Genomic DNA, 20717 nt, shown 5'->3' on the forward strand with positions numbered 1-20717 from the left:
GGGGCACCGTCCGTCGCCGGACGGTGCGCCCCTTCTCCCGGTACGCCGTTCAGACGCCGACCGTCTCCTCGACCTCCTCCTCGGCCTCTTCGCGGATGGCCGCTTCGGCCTTCCGCCGGGCCGGCTCCGCGCTCGGTGCGGGTTCCGCGCTCGGTGCCGGCTCGGTGCCCGGCGCCTGCTCGGGAAGAGCGGCCGTCCGCCCGGACGTCCGGGCGCGCTCGTACGCGGCCGCGATCGCGGTCACCGCCAGGCCGACGAGCAGCCAGACCACGAGCGTCCAGATGTTGCGCGCGAGGCCGTCGTCGCCGAAGTACAGCAGGCTGCGTACGCCCTCGACGAAGCCGGCGCCGTTCCAGAAGGCGTGCAGGGTGCCGAAGAAGCCGTTCTGCAGCTCGGGCCGGAACAGGCCGCCGGAGCTGGTGAAGTTGAGCATCACGAACAGCACCATCATGGTCAGCGTGGTCCACCGCCTGAGGAAGGTGTGCAGGCCCACGCCGATGAAGAGGATGCCCGCCGAGTAGAGCCACGCCATGCCCCACAGGCCGCCGAGCCCGTGGTGGGCGAGGTGGAACACCGGCCCGGCGAGCAGGGCGCCGATGCCGCTGACCACGGCGGAGACGCCGAGCGCGAGCAGCGCCCGTATCCGCATCGGGAGCGTGGCGCCCGCGGCGCCGAGGGCGGCGACCGAGGCGTAGGAGCCGATGCTGAGCGCGATCAGCAGGAAGAACAGGCCCTGCCCGGTGGGGTCGTCGGCGACCGGCGCGGCCACGTCGGTGACCTTGAGCGGGACGCCCTCCTCGGCGGCGACCGGCGTGAAGACCTTCTCGACGGCGGTGGCGCCCATGTCGGAGGCGGCGGTGGCCACCAGCAGCTCGGGCGCCCTGGTGTCCGGCACATAGGCGCCGGTGACGACCCGGGACCTCAGCAGGTCGACGGCGCCGGCGCGGGTGTCGACGGTGCGGACGTCGAGCCTGTCCCCCGCGGTGTCCTTGACGGTCTGGGCGAACACCTTGGCCCGGGGTCCGGCGCCGACGACGGCGACGGGCAGGTGGTTCGGCTCCGGGGTCACGAAGGCCCCCATGTACGCGAGCCCCATGCCCAGACACATCAGCAGCGGGGTGATCAGGTGCGTGAGCACATGGCGTAGCGCTGGTGACCTCATCGGGCGCGACCTCCAATGGTTGGCTTATACAACTTTCAGTTCAAGTTGTACTATACAACTAGAACGGTGGAGGAGGTATTCCGGTGACAGCAGCGGAGACGGCGATCGAGACCATCCAGCGTGAGATGACGACCTTCGCCCGCCGGGCCCGGGCCTCGGCGGGACGCATGCATCCCGAACTGTCGCTCGTGTCGTACACCCTCCTCGGTCACCTGGAGGAGAGCGGCGGCTGCCGGGCCACCGACCTGGCCGCGCACTACGCACTGGACAAGTCCACGGTCAGCCGCCAGGTGGGCGCGCTGGAGCGGTCCGGGCTCATCGAGCGGCGCCTGGACCCGGAGGACCACCGGGTCCAGGTTCTGCACCTGACCGAGGCCGGTCGGGAGATCCTCGCGCAGGTCACCCGGAGCCGCCGGACCGCCTTCCGGGAGCGGCTGGCCGACTGGGCCGAGGATGACCTGATCCGCTTCGCGGCCTACCTGGAGCGGTACAACTCCGGACCGTCCGAGGCCGGCCCGGACTGAGGAGGGTCACGGCACCGGTACGGCGGCCCGCCCGTCAGACAGGTGCTCGGGGGCCTTGGCCGCGAGGAACGCGGTGCGGCGGCGGAGCCGGAAGCCGAGGGACTCGTACAGCCGGATGGCGTTGGTGTTCCGGGCGCTGGCGTGCAGGAACGGGGTTTCGCCGCGTTCCCGGACGCCGTGTGCGACCGCGCGGAGCAGGCGGGTGGCCAGTCCCTCGCCGCGGAAGGCCGGGTCGGTGCAGACCGCGCTGATCTCGGTCCAGCCCGGCGGGTGCAGCCGCTCCCCCGCCATCGCGATCAGGTTGCCTTCGCGGCGGATGCCCAGGTAGGTGCCCATCTCTACGGTGCGCGGCAGGAAGGGGCCGGGCTTGGCGCGCGCCACGAGTTCGAGCATCTCGGGCACGTCCGCCGGGCCGAGGCGGACCGCTTCCGCGTCCGGCGCGGCGGCCATGCCCTCGTCCACGAGCTGCACGCCCTCGACATGGAAGGTCACCTCCCACCCGTCCGGCACGTCGCCGCAGTAGCCGGCCAGCGGCACTTCGGCGCCGGGGCCGGCCAGCGCGGCGAGGTCCGCCCAGTCGTCCGCGGCCGGCTCGCTGGGCAGGGCCAGCCACGGGGAGACGTCCGGCGGGTAGCGCAGCACGCGGCCGCGCCGCTCCGCGAAGTGGGCGTGCGGGCCGGTCAGGGAGGCGAGGGCGGGGTTGTCGAGGACGTGCGGGGCCGTCGTCAGCCCGCCGGAGCCGGTGCCCGTATCCGTGCCGGTTCCGGTGCTGGTGGCGGTCAGGTCGCTCATTCGTTCACCTCTATCACGATCTTGCCGCGGGCGTGCCCGTCCTCGACGGTTCGCAGGGCCTGCTCGGCCCGGTCGAGCGGATAGGTGCGGGTGACGTGCGGATTCAGGGCTCCGCGCAGGACGAGGCCGGCCACGGCGTCCAGGACGGCGGAGGTGCGGGCGCGGGCGACCCGCGAGCCGCCCAGCTCGGCGACCGCCTCTGGCGGGGCCCCCGCGGTGATCAGCCGGGTCCGGTCGGCGAGCAGGGTGGCCGCCTCGGCGAGCGTCTCGCCGCCCACCAGGTCGTACACCGCGTCGATGCCTTCGGGAGCGACGGCCCGCACGCGCTCGGCGAGGCCCGGGCCCCCGGGCACGTGCACGGCCCCGAGCGACTCCACGAACTCCTTCTTGCTCCCGCTCGCCACGCCCACGACCTTCACTCCGAAGGCGCGGGCGATCTGGACGGCAGCGGTGCCCACCCCGCCGCCCGCGCCCGTCACCAGCAGGGTCGCGCCCTCGGGCAGCTCCAGCTGGCGGACGCCGTCGTAGGCGGTGGCCGCGGCGACCGGCAGGGTCGCGGCATCCGTGAAGGACAGTCCGGCAGGCTTGTGCGTGGCCTGGTCGGCGCGCAGCAGGGCGTACTCGGCGTATCCGCCGTCGACGGTGTTGCCGAACACCGCGTCACCGACGACGAACCCGGTCACACCGGCGCCGACCTCCTCGACGACACCGGCGGCCTCGCTGCCGAAGACCGCGGGGAAGACGCGATCGGCGCTCTCGCCGGGGCGACGGAAACCGCCTCGCAGTTTCCAGTCGACGGGGTTCACTCCCGCCGCCCGGACCGCGACCAGCAGCCGGCCGAGGCCGGGGGCCGGCCGTTCCACGTCGGTCAGCGCCTCGGTCTCCGGCCCGCCGTACCGCGTGAAGACGTACGCCTTGGGCATCGTCTCGCCTCGCTTCCTCATACTGTCACCGGCACGCCAGCCGGCACTCAGGGGCAAGGAGGGGCGCGGGGCGGCTATTCCCGGCCCTGCGCAGAGTTCATACGGCCGCAATGGTCGGGCACTGACCTGGGACGGAGCACCGGTGGCGACAGCGTACGGTTGAACCATGAACGTCACCCGAGGCTTCACGGGTCGCCCGCGCGTCGCCGATCCAGGGCTGCCGCCGGGGCAGTACGACGCCGGGGACGACTGGCCCGTCCTGTCCGCCGAGGTCACCCCCGACCTCACGCCCGCCGACTGGTCCTTCCGCATCGACGGACTGGTGGAGCGGCCGCACACCTGGGACTGGGACCAGGCGCACGGCCTGCCCGCCTCGTCGTACGCGGGTGACATCCACTGTGTGACCAGTTGGTCGAAGTTCGGGGTGCGGTTCGGCGGTGTCTCGCTGGACACGTTCTTCGACGTGGTCCGGCCCGATGGGTCCGCCACCCATGCGATCGCCTACTCGCACACCGGCTACACCGCGAACCTGCCGCTCGCCGACCTCACCGGCGGACGTGCCTGGATCGCCTGGGAGTACGACGGCGAGCCGCTCGCACCCGAGCACGGCGGCCCGGCACGGCTGCTCGTGCCACACCTGTACTTCTGGAAGAGCGCCAAGTGGATCGCCGGCATCACGCTCCTCGACCACGACGAGCCGGGTTTCTGGGAGCGCAACGGCTATCACGAGCGGGGCAACCCGTGGGAGGAACAGCGGTACTCCGGTGACTGAGACGACGGTGACCACGGACTTCACTCCCGCGACCCGCTTCGCCGTGCCCGGCCGCATCGCCGTGAGCAGCCAGGCGGCGTCAGCGTGGCGGACGGCCACGCTGACGGAGGTCCGGCGGGAGACCCCGCGTGCGGCCACGTTCCGGCTCGCGGTGCCGGAGTGGGCCGGGCACCTGCCCGGGCAGCATCTGATGCTGCGGCTGACCGCGGAGGACGGCTACGTGGCCCAGCGCCACTACTCGATCGCGTCCGCACCGGACGACTCCGGCCATATCGAGCTGACCCTGGACCATGCGCCGGGCGGTGAGGTCTCGGGCTGGTTCCACACGGTGGCCCGGCCCGGTGACACGATCGAGGTGCGTGGCCCGCTGAGCGGCTTCTTCGCCTGGCCGGGCGACCGGCCCGCGCTGCTGCTGGGGGCCGGTTCCGGGGTCGTACCGCTGATGTCGATGGTGCGGCACCACCGGGCGCAGGACCTCGCGGTACCGCTGCGGATGCTGGTCTCGGCGCGCAGCCCCGAGGAGCTCATCTACGCCGGGGAGTTGGGCGGGGAGACGACGGCCGTGTTCACGCGCAGCGCCCCCGCGGGGGTGCCGGTGGGTCGTATGGCAGCCGCACATGTGGCGCCGCTCCTGGCCGAGCAGCCTCCGGGTGGGTGGGAGGCCTATGTGTGCGGCTCCAACGGGTTCGCCGAGCACGCCTCCCGCCTGCTGGTCGAGGCGGGCCAGCCGGTAGAGCGCATCCGCATCGAGCGCTTCGGCTAGGGATCGAACGCTTCCGCTTCGACCGGGGACCGCTCGCCCCGGCCAGGGCACGCCCTAGGCGCACGGGATCCCTGTGCGGCCGCTCGCGCTGCCCTGGGGCGCGTGCCGCATGCCGTGCTCCATGAGGGCTTGAAGTCGCGGTAGGCGGTGTGAGCGAGGTGCGCCGCACGGGGTACGAGACGGGTGTGGACGCTCGTGTGCGGCGGCGGGAGCGGACGACCGGTGCCCGGTTCGCCCGGCCCTCCGGCTGCGGCAGGGAGGTGGACATGCGTACCCAGGTGCGTGGCTGGCGCTGGCGGCGCAATCCGCTGCGTCGCCGCTCGGACGTCATCGAGGCATGGACCGTGCTCGTCGTCACCGTGCTGCTGTTCGTGGTCACACCCCTGGCGGGGGTGGCGGCGGGCCTGCGCGCTCATGAGCAGGCGCGCTCACTCGCGGCGTCGCAGCGGGCCGAGCGGCGTCATGTGCGGGCCGTGGTGGTCGGCAACACACCCGAGCGGCTGCCCACGGAGCAGGGCGACCGTGATCATCCCTACCGGGCCCGGGTCCGCTGGACCGAGCCGGGCGGCGGCACGCACACCGCGCTGGCCCGCGTCCCGGCAAAGACCCGGCCCGGTGACCCGGTGACCGTGTGGTTCGACGCCCAGGGCCGCAGTGTCGCCCCGCCCCCGGACGAGTTCGCGGTCTGGCAGCACACGATCACGGTCGGCGTGTGTGCGACGGGCGGTGCCGCGGCGGTGGTCCTGCTCGGGCACGCGCTGGAGCGCCGGATCGCGCTGCGCCACCGGATGGCCGAGTGGGAACGGGGATGGGCGCGCACCGGACCGAAGTGGACCCAGCCGAGGACCTGACCGACAGGTGACCCGACCACTGGAACCCCGACGATCACCCCATCAGGCTTCGGCAGCAAGCGATTTCGCCGCCTTGGCCAGTAAGGCGACCAAGAGCAAGGAGCTGTCGGCCGAGTCCGTATCCGACACGGACCTGGCGAGTCATCCGATCACCCACGTACGGTGAGAGCGCAGTATCCCTTCACGCTCCCTCCGCGAAGGCGGTTGCCGATGGCCCTGTTCGACCTCCCGGTCGACGAACTCCGTACGTACCGAAGCGAGTCCGGGGCACCCGAGGACTTCGACGCCTTCTGGGGCAAGACGCTCCAGGAGGCCCGCGAGCACGCTCTGGACGCCCGCTTCGAGCCGGTGGACACCGGACTGTGCACGGTGCGGGTGTACGACGTGACGTTCGCCGGGTTCGGTGGTCACCCGGTCAAGGGCTGGCTGCGGCTGCCGGCCGGCGCCACCGAACCGGTGCCGCTGGTAGTGGAGTTCATCGGCTACGGCGGCGGACGCGGCCTGGCGCACGAGAAGCTGCTGTGGGCGTCCACGGGCCGGGCGCACTTCGTGATGGACACCCGCGGACAGGGCAGCGCATGGGGCGGCGGGGGCGGTACGGCGGACCCGGTGGGCGCCGCGCCCGCCTACCCGGGGTTCATGACGCGGGGCATCGACGCTCCCGAGAACTATTACTACCGGCGTGTGTTCACCGACGCCGTGCGCGCGGTGGAGGCCGCTCGTTCGCATCCGCTGACCGACGCGGCACGGACCGCGGTGATCGGTGAGAGCCAGGGCGGCGGCATCGCGCTGGCCGTCGGCGGGCTGCTGCCGGACCTGGTCGCGGTCGCCCCGGACGTGCCGTTCCTGTGCGACTTTCCACGCGCGACGACACTGACGGAGCGTCATCCTTACCGGGAGATAGGCCTTTTCCTGAAGACGCACCGGGGGCGCGCGGCCGACGTACTGCGCACCCTCTCCTACTTCGACGGCGTGCACTTCGCGGCCCGCGGCCGGGCCCCGGCGCTCTTCTCGGCAGCCCTGGAGGACCAGACCTGTCCGCCGTCGACCGTGTTCGCCGCATTCAACGCGTGGGCGTACGAGGACAAGGCGATCGAGGTGTACGACTTCAACGACCATGAGGGCGGCGGGCCGTTCCAGGAGGAGCGGAAGCTGCGCTGGCTGCGGTCGTACGCCTGAGGCCGGCGGAGGAGAGGAAAGGGGCGGGAGCACGGAGACGCAGGCGGTCGCCGAGCGGTTCGTGCAGGTCCGGGAGCGGGTGACCGACGTGCGGTCCTCCGCGCCCCTGGTGGGTCCGGGCGGGATCGCACCCGACGCCACCGGGGGCGGCGTACACGCCACTGGAGGCGGGCGAGGAACCCATCGGCCTTTCCCCCGGCGCCGCTCGCCGGGCTGTACGCCGGGGGCTCCCTGGGGCCGGTGGGGCGCGAAAGAGACGGAAGCCCATGTTCTATGACGTCGGTCACAGCACCCCGCCGACAAACCTGCACGCTTAGTAGACGCGACATGGAGGACATTCAAGGATTTGTCCGTCTTGACCTGGATGTGAATCCCGCCGCGCGTCCCGGGATTCCCCCGGCCGGCCCGAACGCCCGTTGCCCAGTGCCGCAAGGCTTCTGACGCCGCGACAGCCTGCCCTCCTGCCCGCCATGTGCGGACCTGGGGCCCTCGCACTGCCCAGGCGAGGGCCCTGGACCTACGAGGCAACCTAGTGGCGAGGACCCTTTGCACTCCCTGTCGAGCCGTTCTAAGAATGACGACCCACAGGACGTCGCCGCAGTTCGGAACCGGTGTTCACACAGAGTCGACGGCGCACCGGACGCTCGGCGTCACCGAGTGAGTAGGAGCCCCCCACATGAAGTCGTCCCGAACGTCCCCGAGACTCCTCGCTCTCGCTCTCGGCCTGGGCCTGACCTCCAGCGCGCTGGCCGCGGCGGTGCCGTCCGGCGCCCAGACCGCCGACCCCCCGTCCGGTGCCACCGGCACCTCAGTGGCGCAGTACGCCGGGTCGGCCGAGGAGGCCGCGAACAACAAGGCGTTCTTCGAGACCGTGCTCAAGTCCGTCGCCGAGAAGCGCGCCGATCAGCCGAACGCGCAGGCGGTGACCGTCTACTACAACGCCTCCCAGGCACCGAGCTTTCGTTCGCAGATAGCGAGCGCGGCCTCGATCTGGAACAGCTCCGAGTCCAACGTCAAGCTCCAGGAGGCGTCGAGCGGTGGCGCCGACTTCTCCTACCGCGAGGGCAACGACCCGCGCGGTTCCTACACCTCCACCAACGGCCACGGAAGCGGCTACGTCTTCCTCGACTACACCCAGAACCAGCAGTACGACTCGGTCCGCGTCGTCACCCATGAGACCGGGCACGTGCTGGGCCTGCCGGACGACTACGGCGGGCCGTGCAGTGAACTGATGTCGGGCGGCACCGCCGGCCCGCTCTGCACCGATCGCCACCCGAACGATACCGAGCGCTCGCGTGTCGACCAGCTGTGGGCCACCGGACTCGCGCAGACCCCGGGCATGACACGATCACCCGAAACCGCCGGCCCGCTCGCAGACGGTGGCGCCGGTGGGGGCGAGGCACCGATCAGGGGCGACGCCCAGGCCCCCAGCACGCCCGCGATCATCGAGCCGGCACCCGCACCCGTCCTGATCCGTATTGGCTGATCACACGGCAACGGCAGATCACCCAGCAGTACGCACGGCCTGACCGGGCAGCTCCGCAGGGGTGTTCAGGTCGACGGCACGCCACCGAGGGGGCACCAGGAGCCGGCGGCCGGCCGTTCCTCCTGCGACCTCTGCCCCTCGCCCTTTTCGGCCAGTCGCCGCTCGCCGTGATCCCCGTGGCACCGTTGCGGGCGGGCGGGTTTCGGCCTAACCGGCAGGACGCTCTTCCCTCGTGGTTTAGACCAATGCTAGATCTGGTCGCGCAATGAGCCCGCACGGCTACGTCTTGTCACCAACAGGAGGCGCGGCATGGCCCGCACCACCCCGCACGAACCCCCGCAGACCGACGCCAGACCCCTGTACTGGCAGATCGCGTCGCTGCTCCTCGACGAACTGCACGACGGCACCGTTCCGCCCGGCGAGCGGCTGCCCGGCGAGCGCCATCTGGCCCGGCGCTACGGGGTCAGCCGGGAGACCGTCCGGCAGGCGCTGGAGGTGCTGCGCCGCGGCGGTGTGGTCGCCACCGACCGGCGGGGCAGCCACGCCACGCTGCCCGGCCGGCCGGTCGAGGACCCGGTCTCGCTCACCTTCCCGGTCGGCGCCCGCCCGGCGGACCTGGGGGCGGTGGACCGGGCGACGGTGACCTGGGAGGCACCGCCGCCGAAGCACGCGGAGGTGCTGGGCCTGGCCCCGCACCGGCCGACGCTGGTGCACCGCTACCGGTCTGCCACGCCCGACGGCCGGTCGCTGCGTACGGCGGTGACGTCGTTCTCGGCCGTGGCACTGGCCGAGGTCGCGGAGCTGGGCCGCTACCGTGACCGGGCCGACGGGGCGACTCCCGCCCAGCTGCGCCGCGCCTACGACTGGATGCGCAGGGCCGGCCTGACCCTGCACCACCGGGACTCCATCACCCAGGTGGGCGGTGCCGCCTCGGTCCGGGTGACCCGGCGGGTGCACGACCAGTACGCGCGTCCGCTGGAGATCACCGATCTGGTGGTGAACGCCGAACAGGACGCGCTGGTCTACGAGTTCACGCTGCCTGCGGCGGGGTAGCGCCGTCGGCCCGGCGCGCCGACACCAGCCGGACGCGGGGACTGCCGTCACCGCGCCGGCCGAACTCGGGCAGCGTCTGCAGGTCGACCGTGAAGCCCGCGCGCGTCAACTCCGCAAGGACGTCGCCGAGTCGGAAGGCCCCGTAGTACATGACGAACGGCGGTCGCCACAGGGCGTTGCGCACCCGCATCACCGAGTCGAAGCCGAACAGCATCCAGTACGCGGGGCTGGACGGGCGCGGCGGGGCGAGGACCGGGAAGGCGAACCGGCCGCCCGGCCGCAGCACCGAGTGGACCTGGGCGAACAGGCCGGGCAGCTCCCGGGGCAGGAAGTGACCGAACGCCCCGAAGCTGACCACGAGGTCGAAGGCGGCGGTGAACGGCAGGGCCCGGGCGTCGGCGCGCACCCAGGCGACGCCCGGCCCCTCGGTCGCGGGTGAGAGCCTCTCGCTCGCGGCCCGGCGCCGGGCGACGTCGAGCATGCCGGCACTGAAGTCGACACCGGTGACGCTGTGCCTGCACAGCCCGGCCAGGACGTCCGTCCCGGCGCCGGTGCCGCAGCACAGGTCGAGGCCGTCCTCGAACGGGCCGAGCGGCTCGAGCGCCTGCTCCACCGAGTCCAGTACCGCGTCGGGTGTCCGGAACGGGGTGTGGTCGAACTTCGGGGCCAGCAGGTCGTAGCCGCGCTCGACGGACGACAACGCCTGGACGGCCAGCTCGCGGAGCGTGGGGCCTTCGGGGCTGAACATCCCGTCAGCCTAGGCGCTCACGCGACTGTGGACACGCATTCCACAGCTGACTACTCTCATCCGCAGCTATTCATCTAATTGACTATGCGAGGTGATCCGATGCGCGCGTTCCGTGAGGCGGTCGAGGCGGGAGACCTGGAGGCCGTCGAGGCGCTGCTGGCCGACGACGTCGTCTTCACCAGCCCGGCCGTCTTCAAGCCGTATCCGGGCAAGGCCATCACCGCGGCGATCCTGCGCGGGGTCTTCCAGGTGTTCCAGGACTTCCGGTACGTGCGTGAGATCGGCGCCCCGGACGCCTCCGACCACGCCCTGGTCTTCACGGCCCGGGTGGGCGACCGGGAGCTGACCGGCTGCGACTTCCTGCACGTGAACGAGGACGGACTGATCGACGACTTCATGGTCATGGTCCGTCCGCTGTCGGGCGCGCAGGCCCTCGCCGCGGCCATGGGCGCGCGGTTCGACCAGATCGTCGAGGAGGCGGAGGCGCGGTCCGCCTGAGCGGTGCGGCCCCGCCTCCCGGCGGTTCGGGCGACCTCGGGGTCAGTCCTTCAACTGCTCCAGCGTTGCCTTGGTGTCCGTCTTCAGCCAGTCGGACACGTCGGTGAGCGCGGGCGGGTTCTTGTCCTGGTTGTACGAGCTGAGGTAGGCGCTGTAGCTCATCGTGTACGTCACCCAGCCGTCGCGTACGGCGAGGGTGGCGTAGCGGGATCCGCTGGTCGAGCCGCTGGTGGTGTCCTGGCTGACCAGGTAGGCCTCGTCGCCGATGCCCTTGACCGGGCTGACGTCGTAACCCGTGTGGCTGTCACCGTAGTTCTTCCAGGTGGCGGTGAACTCCGGCCCGGGGTCGGTCTTCCGGTGCAGGTCCACCTGCACGGAGAGGTAGGCGTCCGCGTAGCTGGAGCCGGTCTTCTTCAGGTTCAGACTGCAGTAACTCTCGTCCAGCGCCTTGTCCTTGAGGGAGGTGTGCGTCGAGGAGGAGTCGCTCTCCGGGTACTCGTCCTTGAAGGAGGAGTAGTCCGCCCTCGAGCACATGTTGGAGGGCGCCGAATAGCCGCGCAGGTCCGCGCTGTCGCTCATGCCGCCGAGCAGGAACACACCGGCCGCCCACGCGGCGGAGGCGACGACCGCGCCGACGGCGAGCCACAGCACGGCACGCCCGGCACCACCGCCGCCACCGGGCGGCGGGGCGGGCACCGGGCCGTACTGGGGCGGCTGCGCGTAGGGGTTCCCCGGCACCCCCGCCTGGGGCGGGGGTGCCTGTCCGACCAGCGTGGGCTGCGCGTAGAAGTTCCCCGACGGGGGAGACTGCGGGTTCGGGTAGGGGTAGGCCGTCGGCTGCGGCGGCACCGCCGACTGGGGGGCGGGCTGCCCGGGCTGCGGCACCGGCTGGTCGGCCGGCGGCGGGGGCTGCGGTGGCGTGGACATGTCGTGACGATAGTGCAGGGTTGGCGGTCAAGTCCTCTGACGTCCGGGATCGTTACGGTGTGGGGACATCTGGTGCGGGTTCCGCTGGTATACGGCTGAGCCGCCCAGGCGCACGGGAAGTGCGCGGTCACCGTCGCCGAGGAAGCCCGAGTGGCGGGAATAGGCCGCGCCGCCGACGTGTTGGACCAATCGCAGCCGTACCGCGTCGTCGAGTGGTACCGTGCAATCAGCATCTGTGTACGCCCCCTTGTGGGCGCCGGTGCCAGTTCTCCTCTCCACGCTGATCCGTCCGCCATTTTCGGCCCGGACGCGTCAGCTTCTCAGCACCACCTCGGACCGAGGTGTCGTTTCCGCCGCCCGGAGGCACGTACGCCCTCCCGTCCCGCGGCTTCCTCCCCCCTTCCTCATGTCTTCCGTCCGTGAAAGGACCACCCTTGACCACCACACTCGAACCCCCTCACGCGATGCAGCAGGCCCCGGCCGCCCGGACCGTCACCGGAGTCCTCGACATCGACACACACGGGAAGGGGCAGCTGCGGGCCGTGAACTGCCTGTCCTCCCCCGCTGATCCGCAGGTTCCCGCCGCGCTGGTGCGCAGGCACGGCCTGCGCAAGGGTGACCTCGTCGAGGGCGTCCGCGGGGCTCAGCGCGCACTCACCGAGATCACCCAGGTGAACGGCCGCGACCCGGGCGAACTCCGAGGCCGCCGCCACTTCCGGGACCTCACCCCGCTCCACCCGCACGAGCGCATCCGCCTGGAACATCCGGCGGCCGGTCTCGCCGGACGGGTCACCGACCTGTTCGCCCCGGTCGGCAAGGGCCAGCGCGGGCTGATCGTGGCCCCGCCGAAGACCGGCAAGACCGTGCTGCTCCAGCAGCTCGCCGCCGCCGTCGCCGGCAACCATCCCGAGTGCCGTCTGATGGTCGTCCTGCTGGACGAGCGTCCCGAGGAGGTCACCGAGATGCGCCGATCGGTGCGTGGCGAGGTCTACGCCTCCACGTTCGACCGGGCGGCAAAGGAGCACATCGCCCTCGCGGAACTGGTCGTCGAGCGGACCAAGCGGCTCGTCGAGGACGGCGAGGACGTCGTCATCCTGCTGGACTCCCTGACCCGGCTGTGCCGGGCCCACAACAACGCCGCCGCCGCCGGCGGACGCACCCTGAGCGGCGGTGTCGACGCGGGTGCCCTGCTCGGGCCCAAGCGGTTCTTCGGCGCCGCCCGCCAGGCGGAGGAGGGCGGCTCGCTCACCATCCTCGCCACCGCCCTGGTGGACACCGGCTCCCGTGCCGACGGCTACTTCTTCGAGGAGCTGAAGAGCACGGGCAACATGGAGCTGCGGCTGGACCGGGAACTCGCCGCCCGGCGTCTCTTCCCGGCCGTGGACCTCGACCCCACGGGCACCCGCCGCGAGGAACTCCTGCTCACCCCGGCCGAGTTGACGGCCACCCGGGGCCTGCGCCGGGCACTGCGCTCCCGGGAGGGCGGGCCGGCCAACCTGGAGACGCTCCTGGAGCGGCTGCGGGCCACCCCCGACAACGCCACGTTCCTGCGCCGCGTCCAGCCGACCCTGCCCACGGCCTGAGGCCGTCCCGGAATGCGGCATCCGGGTGCTCCGGTGGCCCGTCCGGCCCCGGCAGCGCGCCCGACGACCCTCCACTTCCTACGTTGATCATATGATCACCGGATTCTCTTGTCGGGCGGTGTCGTCGGCCTGCGCCCTGTGCGTCGCGGGCGTGCTGGCCCTCGCGCCGGCCGCCGCCGCCACCGCACACCGCGCGGGGGATCCCGCACCGCCCGCGCCGCGAGCGGCGGTGCCGAAACCGTCCCTGCTCTACCGCTCCGGCACCCAGGTCAGACCGCACCGCGGCGCGCCCGAGCTGCCTCAGGTCTCCGCGCTGTCCTGGCTGGTCTCCGACGCCGGCACCGGCGAGGTGCTGGCCGCCGGCGACGCGCACCGCAGGCTGCCGCCCGCCAGCACCCTCAAGACCCTGTTCGCGCTCACCGTGCTGCCGCGGCTGCCCTCGACCATGCAGCACACCGTCCGGTACGAGGAGCTGGCGGACGTCGGCGAGGGCAGCAGCCTCGTGGGCGTCGAGGAGGGGCACAGCTACCGGGTGTCCGACCTGTGGCGCGGGGTCTTCCTCAGCTCGGGCAACGACGCCGTGCACGTGCTCGCCGCCCTGGGCGGCGGCTGGCACGCCACGGCCACCCGGATGCAGGCCAGGGCCCGCACCCTGGGCGCCCTGGACACTCATGTCGTCTCCCCCGACGGCTACGACACGCCCGGCCAGGTGTCCTCGGCGTTCGACCTCGCGGTCTTCGGCCGGGAGGGACTGCGCAACCCTGACTTCGCCCGCTACTGCTCCACCGCCGAGGCCCAGTTCCCCGGCGACGGGACCCCGTACGCGATCGAGAACACCAACCGCCTGCTGACCGGCGAGGACGGTGTGGCGCGGTACCCGGGCCTGATCGGCGTCAAGAACGGCTACACCAGCAACGCGGGCAACACCCTCGTCGCCGCGGCCCGCCGGGGCGGGCGCACCCTCGTGGTGACGGTGATGAACCCTCAGGAAGGCGGTGGCCTCGCCGTGTACGAGGAGGCCCGCGCCCTGCTCGACTGGGGTTTCGCGGCGGCCGGTCAGGTCGATCCGGTGGGCTCGCTCGACGGACTGCGCACCGGGTCGGGACCGGCATCGACCACGGTCGCCGCCGCCACGTCCCCGGCGCCGGACGACGACGAGGACTGGTCGCCCACCGTCGTCGTGGGTCTCGCCGGGCTCGGCGCGGGTGCGGTCTGGCTGGGGCTGCGGTCCAAGGGCGGCCGGGCCGGGCGCGGCTGACCGGTCGGCAGGCCCAGCAGCAGACCGAGCGTGATCCAGGTGTAGATGTTGCTGCCGAGGAACCCGTCGATGCCGGACGCGTCCTCGAACCAGAGCCACACCACGCTGGTGCACAGCACGGCGTACAGGGCGCCCGCCAGCCGCGGGTGCCCGGCGCGCGCCAGCACCGCGAAGGACGGCAGCAGCCACACCAGGTGGTGCACCCAGGTGATCGGGCTGACCAGGCAGGCCGCGGCACCCGTGAGGGCGAAGGCCGCCGTCCAGTCGCCAGCCGCCACCGCCCGGCTCGCCCGCCACGCCCACACACACAGCACCAGCAGGACCACCGTGGCCCACAGTGCGCGGTCCGGTTCGCCGAGCCGGGCCAGGACGCCCTGCAGCGACTGGTTGGAGACGTAGTCGAGGCGGCCGACCCGGTTGGTGTCCCAGAGCGCCTCGGTCCAGTAGAAGCGGGACGCACGGGGGTCCGCCCAGGCGGCGAGACCGGTCGCCGCGAGGGCCACTGCCGTGGCCGCTCCGGCCGCCCGCCAGCGCCGGGCGAGCAGGAGCAGCCCGATGAACAGGGCCGGCGTGAGCTTCACGGCGGCGGCGAGCCCGACCCCGACGCCCGCCCAGCGGTCGCGTCCGGTCGACAGCAGCCAGGCGTCGCCGAGCACCAGGGCCAGCAGGACCAGGTTCACCTGGCCGAAGCTGAAGGTGTCCCGCAGCGGCTCGAACAGCGCCAGCACACACAGGGCGAGCGACCACCGGAACCAGCCGTGGCGTCGCCGGCCGGGCCCGGCCAGGATGCGCAGGACCACCGCCAGCGCGGCCAGGTTCACCAGCAGGGAGGCCACGATCGCGGTGTGCCGGCCCATCGGGGCCAGCGGCAGCATGATGAGCGCGGCGAACGGCGGATACGTGAAGCCGTACGTCGTCCCCGGCACCCGGTAGTCGTAGATCCTGCCGCCGTGGTGCACCCAGGTGTGCACCGCGCCGTAGTACACGCGCAGGTCGAAGAAGTCCCGCAGCAGCGGCACGGTCGCCGTGAACACGGTCACGGCGGTGGCCAGGGCCAGCACGAGCAGCGCGCGGCCCCGGTCCGTGCGTGGCAGCGTCGGCGCCGTCATGCCGTGCGTCCCGTCGCCGGGGCCTGGGCCGCCTGGTGGGCCTGCCACAGGACGACCACGCCGAGCAGCCCGCCCGAGACGGCCAGGACCAGCTGGCCGACGTCCGCCGGGCCACCGCTGGGCAGGACGGCGAGGGCCAGGACACCGGCGAGGGCGGCCACCCGGTGCCGTACCGAGGTGCTGGGTGCGGCGGCCGCGATGAGGAACAGGCCCCAGAGCACGTACCAGGGGCGGATCGCCGGGCCGAAGACGGCAACCGCGAGCAGGCTCAGGCCGAGGGCGTAGACCGGTCGCACGCGCAGCCGGAGCCATATCAGCACGATGGCCGCGGCGGTGACCGCGAGGCCCAGCAGATGCCAGACCGGTACGGCGAGCGGGGCCAGGTCGCTGCCGAGGCGGTCGAGCAGGGCCCCGGTGGCGCGGCCGAGCAGGCTGGTGAGCGCCCAGTTGTGCGGGGAGACGGGTGTGTCCAGGGCCCGGATCCAGCCGTATCCGGTGCCGGCCACTGCGGTCGCGGCGACCGTGGTCGCCACCGCGGCGGCCGCCGTGGTCAGGGTGGCCCACAGCGGGGTGCGGCGGGTGCGGATCTGCAGGACCACCACCGCGATCAGGCCCAGCGCGGCGGGTGCCTTCACCAGGGCGGCCAGCGTGACGAGCACCGCCCCGAGGACGGGCCACCGACCGCGTGCGGCGACCAGGCCGAGGCCCAGCAGTCCGAGCATGAGCGCGTCGTTGTGGGCGCCCGCGACCAGGTGCAGCAGGACCAGCGGGTTGAGGGCGCCGAGCCACAGCGCGGCGGCCGGGTCGGCGCCGCTGTGCCGGGCCAGCCGGGGCAGGGCCGCCGCCATCAGGGCCACCCCGAGGAGGGCGACCAGGCGCATGCCGATCAGGCCCGCGGGCAGTTCGCCGCGGGTCAGCCCGGACAGCGCGGAGGCCAGCCACAGGAAGGCGGGGCCGTACGGGGCGGCCGTGTGCTGCCACACCGGGGCCACCTCGTCCGCCAGCGGTCCGCCGAGCTGGGCGGGGCCCTGGGCGTACACGTCCATGTGCGCGTCGACCATGGCGCCCTGGGCGAGGTAGCTGTAGACGTCCCTGCTGAACAGCGGGGGCGCTAGCAGCAGCGGGGCCGCCCAGACGGCGAGGACCACCAGCAGGGACCGCTGGGTGGGCGGTTGCGGACCGCGCACCAGGCGGCCGAGCAGCACCCAGGCCGCTATCAGCAGGACGACACCGAAGTAGACCCCGACCAGCCCGAGCGCGGCCTGCGCCGACGCCGGGGCGAGGAGGTCCTCCACGGGCAGGGCACCGGCCGTTTCACCACCCAGTGCGAGAAAGGCGGTACCGGCCAGGCCCAGCACCTGGCAGCGGCGGAGATCGACGGGGAAAGCCATGGCCAACACTGGTTCAGCGTGTCAACGCGGGGTGGCCGGAAGGAGACACTCCACTCACCATCGGGCGGCCTGCACATGACCGGCGTGTGAGAAGCCCTGTTCAGTACGGTGCGCAGGGGCCGGGCGAACACTCAGAACACGGACAGTCCGGTCAGCGTCGTGAACCTGTCGAGGGCCGCCACCCCCGCCACCGAGTTGCCGCGCTCGTCCAGCCCGGGGCTCCACACACACAGGGTGCAGCGGCCCGGGACGACCGCGATGATGCCGCCGCCGACACCGCTCTTGCCGGGCAGGCCGACGCGGTAGGCGAAGTCACCGGCCGCGTCGTACGTCCCGCACGTCAGCATGATCGCGTTGATCTGCTTGGCCTGGCTGCGGGTGAGCAGCCGGGTGCCGTCGGCGCAGATGCCGTGGCGGGCCAGGAAGGTGGTGGCGAGGGCCAGGTCGGCGCAGGAGGCGGCGATCGAGCACTGGCGGAAGTACTCGAAGAGCAGCGTCGGCACGGGGTTCTCGATGTTGCCGTACGACTTCATGAAGTGCGCCAGCGCCGCGTTGCGGTCGCCGTGCGCGGTCTCGGACGCGGCGATCTGCCGGTCGAAGTCCAGGTCCGGGTTGCCGCTCTCGGCGCGCAGGAAGGCGAGCAGGGTGTCGGCCGCGTCTCCGGTACGGGTCTGGAGGCGGTCGGTGACGACGAGCGCGCCCGCGTTGATGAAAGGATTCCGCGGGATGCCGTTCTCGTACTCCAGCTGCACCAGGGAGTTGAACGGGTTGCCGGAGGGTTCGCGGCCCACGTGCTCCCAGAGTTCGTCGCCCTCGCGGGCCAGCTCCAGGGCGAGCGTGAAGACCTTGGTGATGGACTGCGTGGAGAACGGCTGACGCCACTCCCCCACCCCGTACACCGTGCCGTCCAGCTCGGCGACCGCCATGCCGAAGCTGCGCGGATCGCGGGCCGCGAGGGCCGGGATGTAGTCGGCGGGACGCCCGCGGCCGGGCGTGCGCCCTATCTCCTCGGCGATGCGCTCCAGGACCGGCAGGAAGGTGAGGGACGACGTCGTTGTCATGATCACCATTGTGCCTCCCGGCCGGTCCAGGTGCGTAGTCGCAGAAGCGTAACCGCAGGTCAGGCGACGGGTGCCCCGCTGCCCGCGACGATCTCGGGGCGCAGCAGGTCGGCCAGCCGCTCGGCCGGCAACAGGCCCTTCTCCAGCACGAGTTCGGCCACGCCCCGGCCGGTGGCGAGGGCCTCCTTGGCGATGTCGGTGGCGGCGGTGTACCCGATGTGCGGGTTGAGCGCGGTGACCAGGCCGATGGAGTTCTCGACGGTCGCGCGCAGCACCTCGGTGTTGGCGGTGATGCCGTCCACGCAGCGCTCGGCCAGGGTGAGGCAGGCGCGCCGCAGGTGCGTGATGCTCTCCGAGAGGGAGTGCAGGATGATCGGCTCGAAGGCGTTCAGCTGGAGCTGTCCGGCCTCGGCCGCCATGGTGATGGCGACGTCGTTGCCGATCACCTCGAAGGCGACCTGGTTGACGACCTCGGGGATCACCGGGTTGACCTTGCCCGGCATGATCGACGAACCGGCCTGCACGGGCGGCAGGTTGATCTCGCCGAGGCCCGCGCGCGGACCGGAGGAGAGCAGGCGCAGGTCGTTGCAGCTCTTGGAGAGCTTGACCGCGACCCGCTTGAGCACACCGGACATCTGGACGAAGGCGCCGCAGTCCTGGGTGGCCTCGACCAGGTTGGCCGCGGTGACCAGGGGCAGCCCGGTGATGGCGGCGAGGTGCCGACGGGCCGCCTCGGCGTATCCGACGGGAGCGTTGAGGCCGGTGCCGATGGCCGTGGCGCCCAGGTTGATCTCATGGATCAGCTCGACGGCCTCGGCAAGACGGCTCCGGTCCTCCTCGATCATGACGGCGAACGCGGAGAACTCCTGGCCGAGCGTCATCGGCACCGCGTCCTGCAGCTGTGTACGGCCCATCTTGAGCACGTCACGGAACTCGACCGCCTTGCGGGCGAAGGAGTCCTGGAGCACGGACATCGCCCTGAGCAGGCCACGGACCGCGAACACCGTCGCGATCTTCACGGCGGTCGGGTAGACGTCGTTGGTGGACTGCCCGAGGTTGACGTCCTCGTTGGGGTGCAGGTGCTCGTACTGCCCCTTCGCGTGCCCGAGCAGCTCCAGCGCACGGTTCGCCACGACCTCGTTGGCGTTCATGTTGGTGGACGTGCCCGCGCCGCCCTGGATGACGTCCACGACGAACTGGTCGTGCAGCTTGCCGTCCCGGATCTCCCGGCAGGCGGCGACGATCGCGGCGGCCTTCTCGGGCGCCAGCAGACCCAGCTCCTCGTTGGCCAGGGCGGCGGCCTCCTTGACGGCGGCGAGGGCGTCGATCAGGTGCGGGTAGGCGGAGATCGGGGTGCCGGTGATGGGGAAGTTCTCCGTCGCACGCAGGGTGTGCACACCCCAGTACGCGTCGGCGGGTATGTCGCGGTCGCCGAGCAGGTCGTGTTCGCTTCGGGTGGGCGCGGTCATGAGGTACGGGTCCTCTTTCTGAGGTGCAGAGATGAGAGCGCCCCTGCAAGGGGCGCGGGGCGTTGTCGATGTGCGGCTACCGCCGCGCGGGCGCGACCAGCCACAGCCGGCCGCAGATCGAATACGGCCGAACCAGCGGAGCTACGCGCAAGCAGTGAACGGCACCGGGTCCAGCGCACGCACCGGCCGCACACAGCCCACCGGCTCCCCGCCACCCAGCAGCGCCTCTCCGGCGAACTCGGTCAGCAGCCCGGGGTCCACGCCCGCGCGGGCGAGCGCCGCCGCCGAGACGGGGATCCGCGCCCGGTTCGCCCCGTCGGCGATCTTGACGGCGATCGCACGGCCGTCGGGCAGCGCGGCCACCTGGACGCCCTCGAAGCCGTCCTTGGCGAGCAGCCCCGGCACGGCCCGCATCAGCGCGGAGACGTCCCGGCCGGCGCCGGAGGCCATCTCCGCGTGCTCGCGCATCGCGTCGGCGACGCGCGCCTCTGGCGTGCCCGGAGCGGCGGTGGTGATGCGGGCGACGGCGCGGGCCAGGCCGTGCAGGGAGACGGAGAACAACGGCGCGCCGCAGCCGTCCACCGTCACCCGGGCCACCCGCTGCCCGGTCAGGTCCTCGACGATCTCGGCGACGGCCTGCTGCAGGGGGTGGGCCGGGTCCAGATAGTCCTCCAGGGACCAGCCGTTGAGCTTGGCGGTCCACAGCATCGCCGCGTGCTTGCCGGAGCAGTTCTGCGCGAGGCGGGAGGGCAGCCGGCCCTCGCGGACCCAGGCGTCCCGCACGGCCGGGTCGTACGGCATGTCGGGCACGTTGCGCAGGTCGTCCTCGGTGAGACCGGCGAGTTCGAGGATCCGCCGGGTGCCGGCGAGGTGGCGCTCCTCGCCGGAGTGGCTCGCGGCGGCCAGCGAGAGCAGGTCGCCGTCGAGCGGAAGCCCGGCCCGCAGCATGGCCACGGCCTGGACGGGCTTGAGGGCCGAGCGCGGGTAGAACGCGGCCTCGATGTCGCCGAGCTGGAACTGGACCCTGCCGTCGGCTCCGAGGACGACGACGGAACCGTAGTGGATGCCCTCGACGACCCCGCCGCGGATGAGGTGGGCGACGGGGGCGTGCAGGGGCTCGCGGACGAGGGGTGGGTCCGCAGGTGAACTGCTGTACATCACTGCCTGC

At 72.4% G+C, this 20717-nt stretch carries 19 protein-coding genes and 1 pseudogene; 10 read left to right on the forward strand and 10 right to left on the reverse strand.

Translation table 11 applies throughout. The annotated features are described in order from the left end of the window. Positions 1-49: 49 nt before the first annotated feature. Entirely contained in the window at positions 50-1162 is a 1113-nt protein-coding gene (locus FB157_RS40970; RefSeq protein ID WP_145885975.1) for a hypothetical protein, read from the reverse strand. A gap of 83 nt (positions 1163-1245) precedes the next feature. Here FB157_RS40970 and FB157_RS40975 point away from each other — a divergent pair, with 83 nt between their 5' ends. Continuing rightward, positions 1246-1686, forward strand: coding sequence for a MarR family winged helix-turn-helix transcriptional regulator (locus FB157_RS40975; RefSeq protein ID WP_261386863.1), 441 nt, complete (start codon positions 1246-1248; stop codon positions 1684-1686). A 6-nt stretch (positions 1687-1692) separates the two neighbouring features. Here the strand turns inward: FB157_RS40975 and FB157_RS40980 are convergent, their stop codons facing one another. Both FB157_RS40980 and FB157_RS40985 read right to left on the reverse strand, forming a co-directional pair. Further along, a complete protein-coding gene (locus FB157_RS40980) occupies positions 1693-2478 on the reverse strand; it encodes a GNAT family N-acetyltransferase (RefSeq protein ID WP_145885978.1) in 786 nt (261 codons plus the stop codon). After that, positions 2475-3401, reverse strand: a complete 927-nt coding sequence (locus tag FB157_RS40985) for an NADP-dependent oxidoreductase (RefSeq protein WP_145886038.1) — start codon at positions 3399-3401, stop codon at positions 2475-2477. The genes FB157_RS40980 and FB157_RS40985 overlap by 4 nt, the downstream gene beginning before the upstream one ends. Before the next feature lie 166 nt (positions 3402-3567). Here FB157_RS40985 and FB157_RS40990 point away from each other — a divergent pair, with 166 nt between their 5' ends. The 6 genes from FB157_RS40990 (at position 3568) to FB157_RS41015 (ending at position 9505) form a co-directional block, all read left to right on the forward strand. After that, complete coding sequence (locus tag FB157_RS40990) at positions 3568-4173, forward strand: sulfite oxidase-like oxidoreductase (protein WP_145885979.1); 606 nt, start codon at positions 3568-3570, stop codon at positions 4171-4173. A 7-nt stretch (positions 4174-4180) separates the two neighbouring features. After that, complete coding sequence (locus tag FB157_RS40995) at positions 4181-4936, forward strand: ferredoxin reductase (protein ID WP_145886040.1); 756 nt, start codon at positions 4181-4183, stop codon at positions 4934-4936. A 266-nt stretch (positions 4937-5202) separates the two neighbouring features. After that, the gene (locus tag FB157_RS41000) at positions 5203-5787 is read left to right on the forward strand and encodes a hypothetical protein (RefSeq protein ID WP_186581914.1); all 585 of its coding nucleotides are present in this window, start codon (positions 5203-5205) and stop codon (positions 5785-5787) included. 210 nt (positions 5788-5997) lie between these two features. Next, entirely contained in the window at positions 5998-6966 is a 969-nt protein-coding gene (locus tag FB157_RS41005) for an acetylxylan esterase (RefSeq protein WP_145885983.1), read from the forward strand. A gap of 676 nt (positions 6967-7642) precedes the next feature. Beyond that, entirely contained in the window at positions 7643-8452 is an 810-nt protein-coding gene (gene snpA / locus FB157_RS41010) for a snapalysin (RefSeq protein WP_145885985.1), read from the forward strand. Between the two features lie 309 nt (positions 8453-8761). Continuing rightward, positions 8762-9505 carry a GntR family transcriptional regulator gene (locus FB157_RS41015; RefSeq protein WP_145885987.1) on the forward strand — a complete coding sequence of 248 codons (744 nt, stop codon included), beginning with the start codon at positions 8762-8764 and terminating at the stop codon, positions 9503-9505. Here FB157_RS41015 and FB157_RS41020 read toward each other — a convergent pair. Beyond that, the gene (locus tag FB157_RS41020; protein ID WP_145885989.1) at positions 9483-10253 is read right to left on the reverse strand and encodes a class I SAM-dependent methyltransferase; all 771 of its coding nucleotides are present in this window, start codon (positions 10251-10253) and stop codon (positions 9483-9485) included. The genes FB157_RS41015 and FB157_RS41020 overlap by 23 nt on opposite strands. A gap of 99 nt (positions 10254-10352) precedes the next feature. Between FB157_RS41020 and FB157_RS41025 the strand changes: the two genes are divergently transcribed. Further along, positions 10353-10751, forward strand: a complete 399-nt coding sequence (locus tag FB157_RS41025) for a nuclear transport factor 2 family protein (protein ID WP_145885991.1) — start codon at positions 10353-10355, stop codon at positions 10749-10751. A 42-nt stretch (positions 10752-10793) separates the two neighbouring features. Here FB157_RS41025 and FB157_RS41030 read toward each other — a convergent pair whose 3' ends face one another. Beyond that, positions 10794-11678, reverse strand: a complete 885-nt coding sequence (locus tag FB157_RS41030; RefSeq protein ID WP_261386864.1) for a hypothetical protein — start codon at positions 11676-11678, stop codon at positions 10794-10796. Between the two features lie 434 nt (positions 11679-12112). On the opposite strand from FB157_RS41030, the gene rho reads away from it, so the two are divergent. Together rho and FB157_RS41045 are read left to right on the forward strand one after the other, a co-directional pair. Then, positions 12113-13261 (forward strand): transcription termination factor Rho, encoded by a 1149-nt coding sequence (gene rho / locus FB157_RS41040; RefSeq protein WP_145885995.1) that lies wholly within the window; start codon positions 12113-12115, stop codon positions 13259-13261. A 91-nt stretch (positions 13262-13352) separates the two neighbouring features. Continuing rightward, positions 13353-14519 carry a D-alanyl-D-alanine carboxypeptidase family protein gene (locus FB157_RS41045; RefSeq protein WP_261386865.1) on the forward strand — a complete coding sequence of 389 codons (1167 nt, stop codon included), beginning with the start codon at positions 13353-13355 and terminating at the stop codon, positions 14517-14519. A 272-nt stretch (positions 14520-14791) separates the two neighbouring features. On the opposite strand, the pseudogene FB157_RS41050 reads toward FB157_RS41045, so the two are convergent. From FB157_RS41050 to FB157_RS41070, 5 genes and pseudogenes are all read right to left on the reverse strand, one after another. Then, a pseudogene (locus FB157_RS41050) lies at positions 14792-15628 on the reverse strand (glycosyltransferase family 87 protein); the annotation flags it as partial. After that, positions 15625-17019, reverse strand: coding sequence for a polyprenol phosphomannose-dependent alpha 1,6 mannosyltransferase MptB (mptB, locus tag FB157_RS41055; protein ID WP_145885999.1), 1395 nt, complete (start codon positions 17017-17019; stop codon positions 15625-15627). The pseudogene FB157_RS41050 and the gene mptB, both read right to left, overlap by 4 nt. A gap of 131 nt (positions 17020-17150) precedes the next feature. Beyond that, positions 17151-18089, reverse strand: a complete 939-nt coding sequence (locus FB157_RS41060) for a glutaminase (RefSeq protein WP_145886001.1) — start codon at positions 18087-18089, stop codon at positions 17151-17153. Between the two features lie 50 nt (positions 18090-18139). After that, positions 18140-19549, reverse strand: a complete 1410-nt coding sequence (aspA, locus tag FB157_RS41065) for an aspartate ammonia-lyase (RefSeq protein ID WP_145886003.1) — start codon at positions 19547-19549, stop codon at positions 18140-18142. Positions 19550-19690: 141 nt separating this feature from the next. After that, entirely contained in the window at positions 19691-20707 is a 1017-nt protein-coding gene (locus tag FB157_RS41070) for an asparaginase (RefSeq protein ID WP_145886043.1), read from the reverse strand. Between the last annotated feature and the right edge of the window lie 10 nt (positions 20708-20717).

It is taken from the genome of Streptomyces sp. BK340, assembly GCF_007827595.1.
GTDB lineage: Bacteria > Actinomycetota > Actinomycetes > Streptomycetales > Streptomycetaceae > Streptomyces.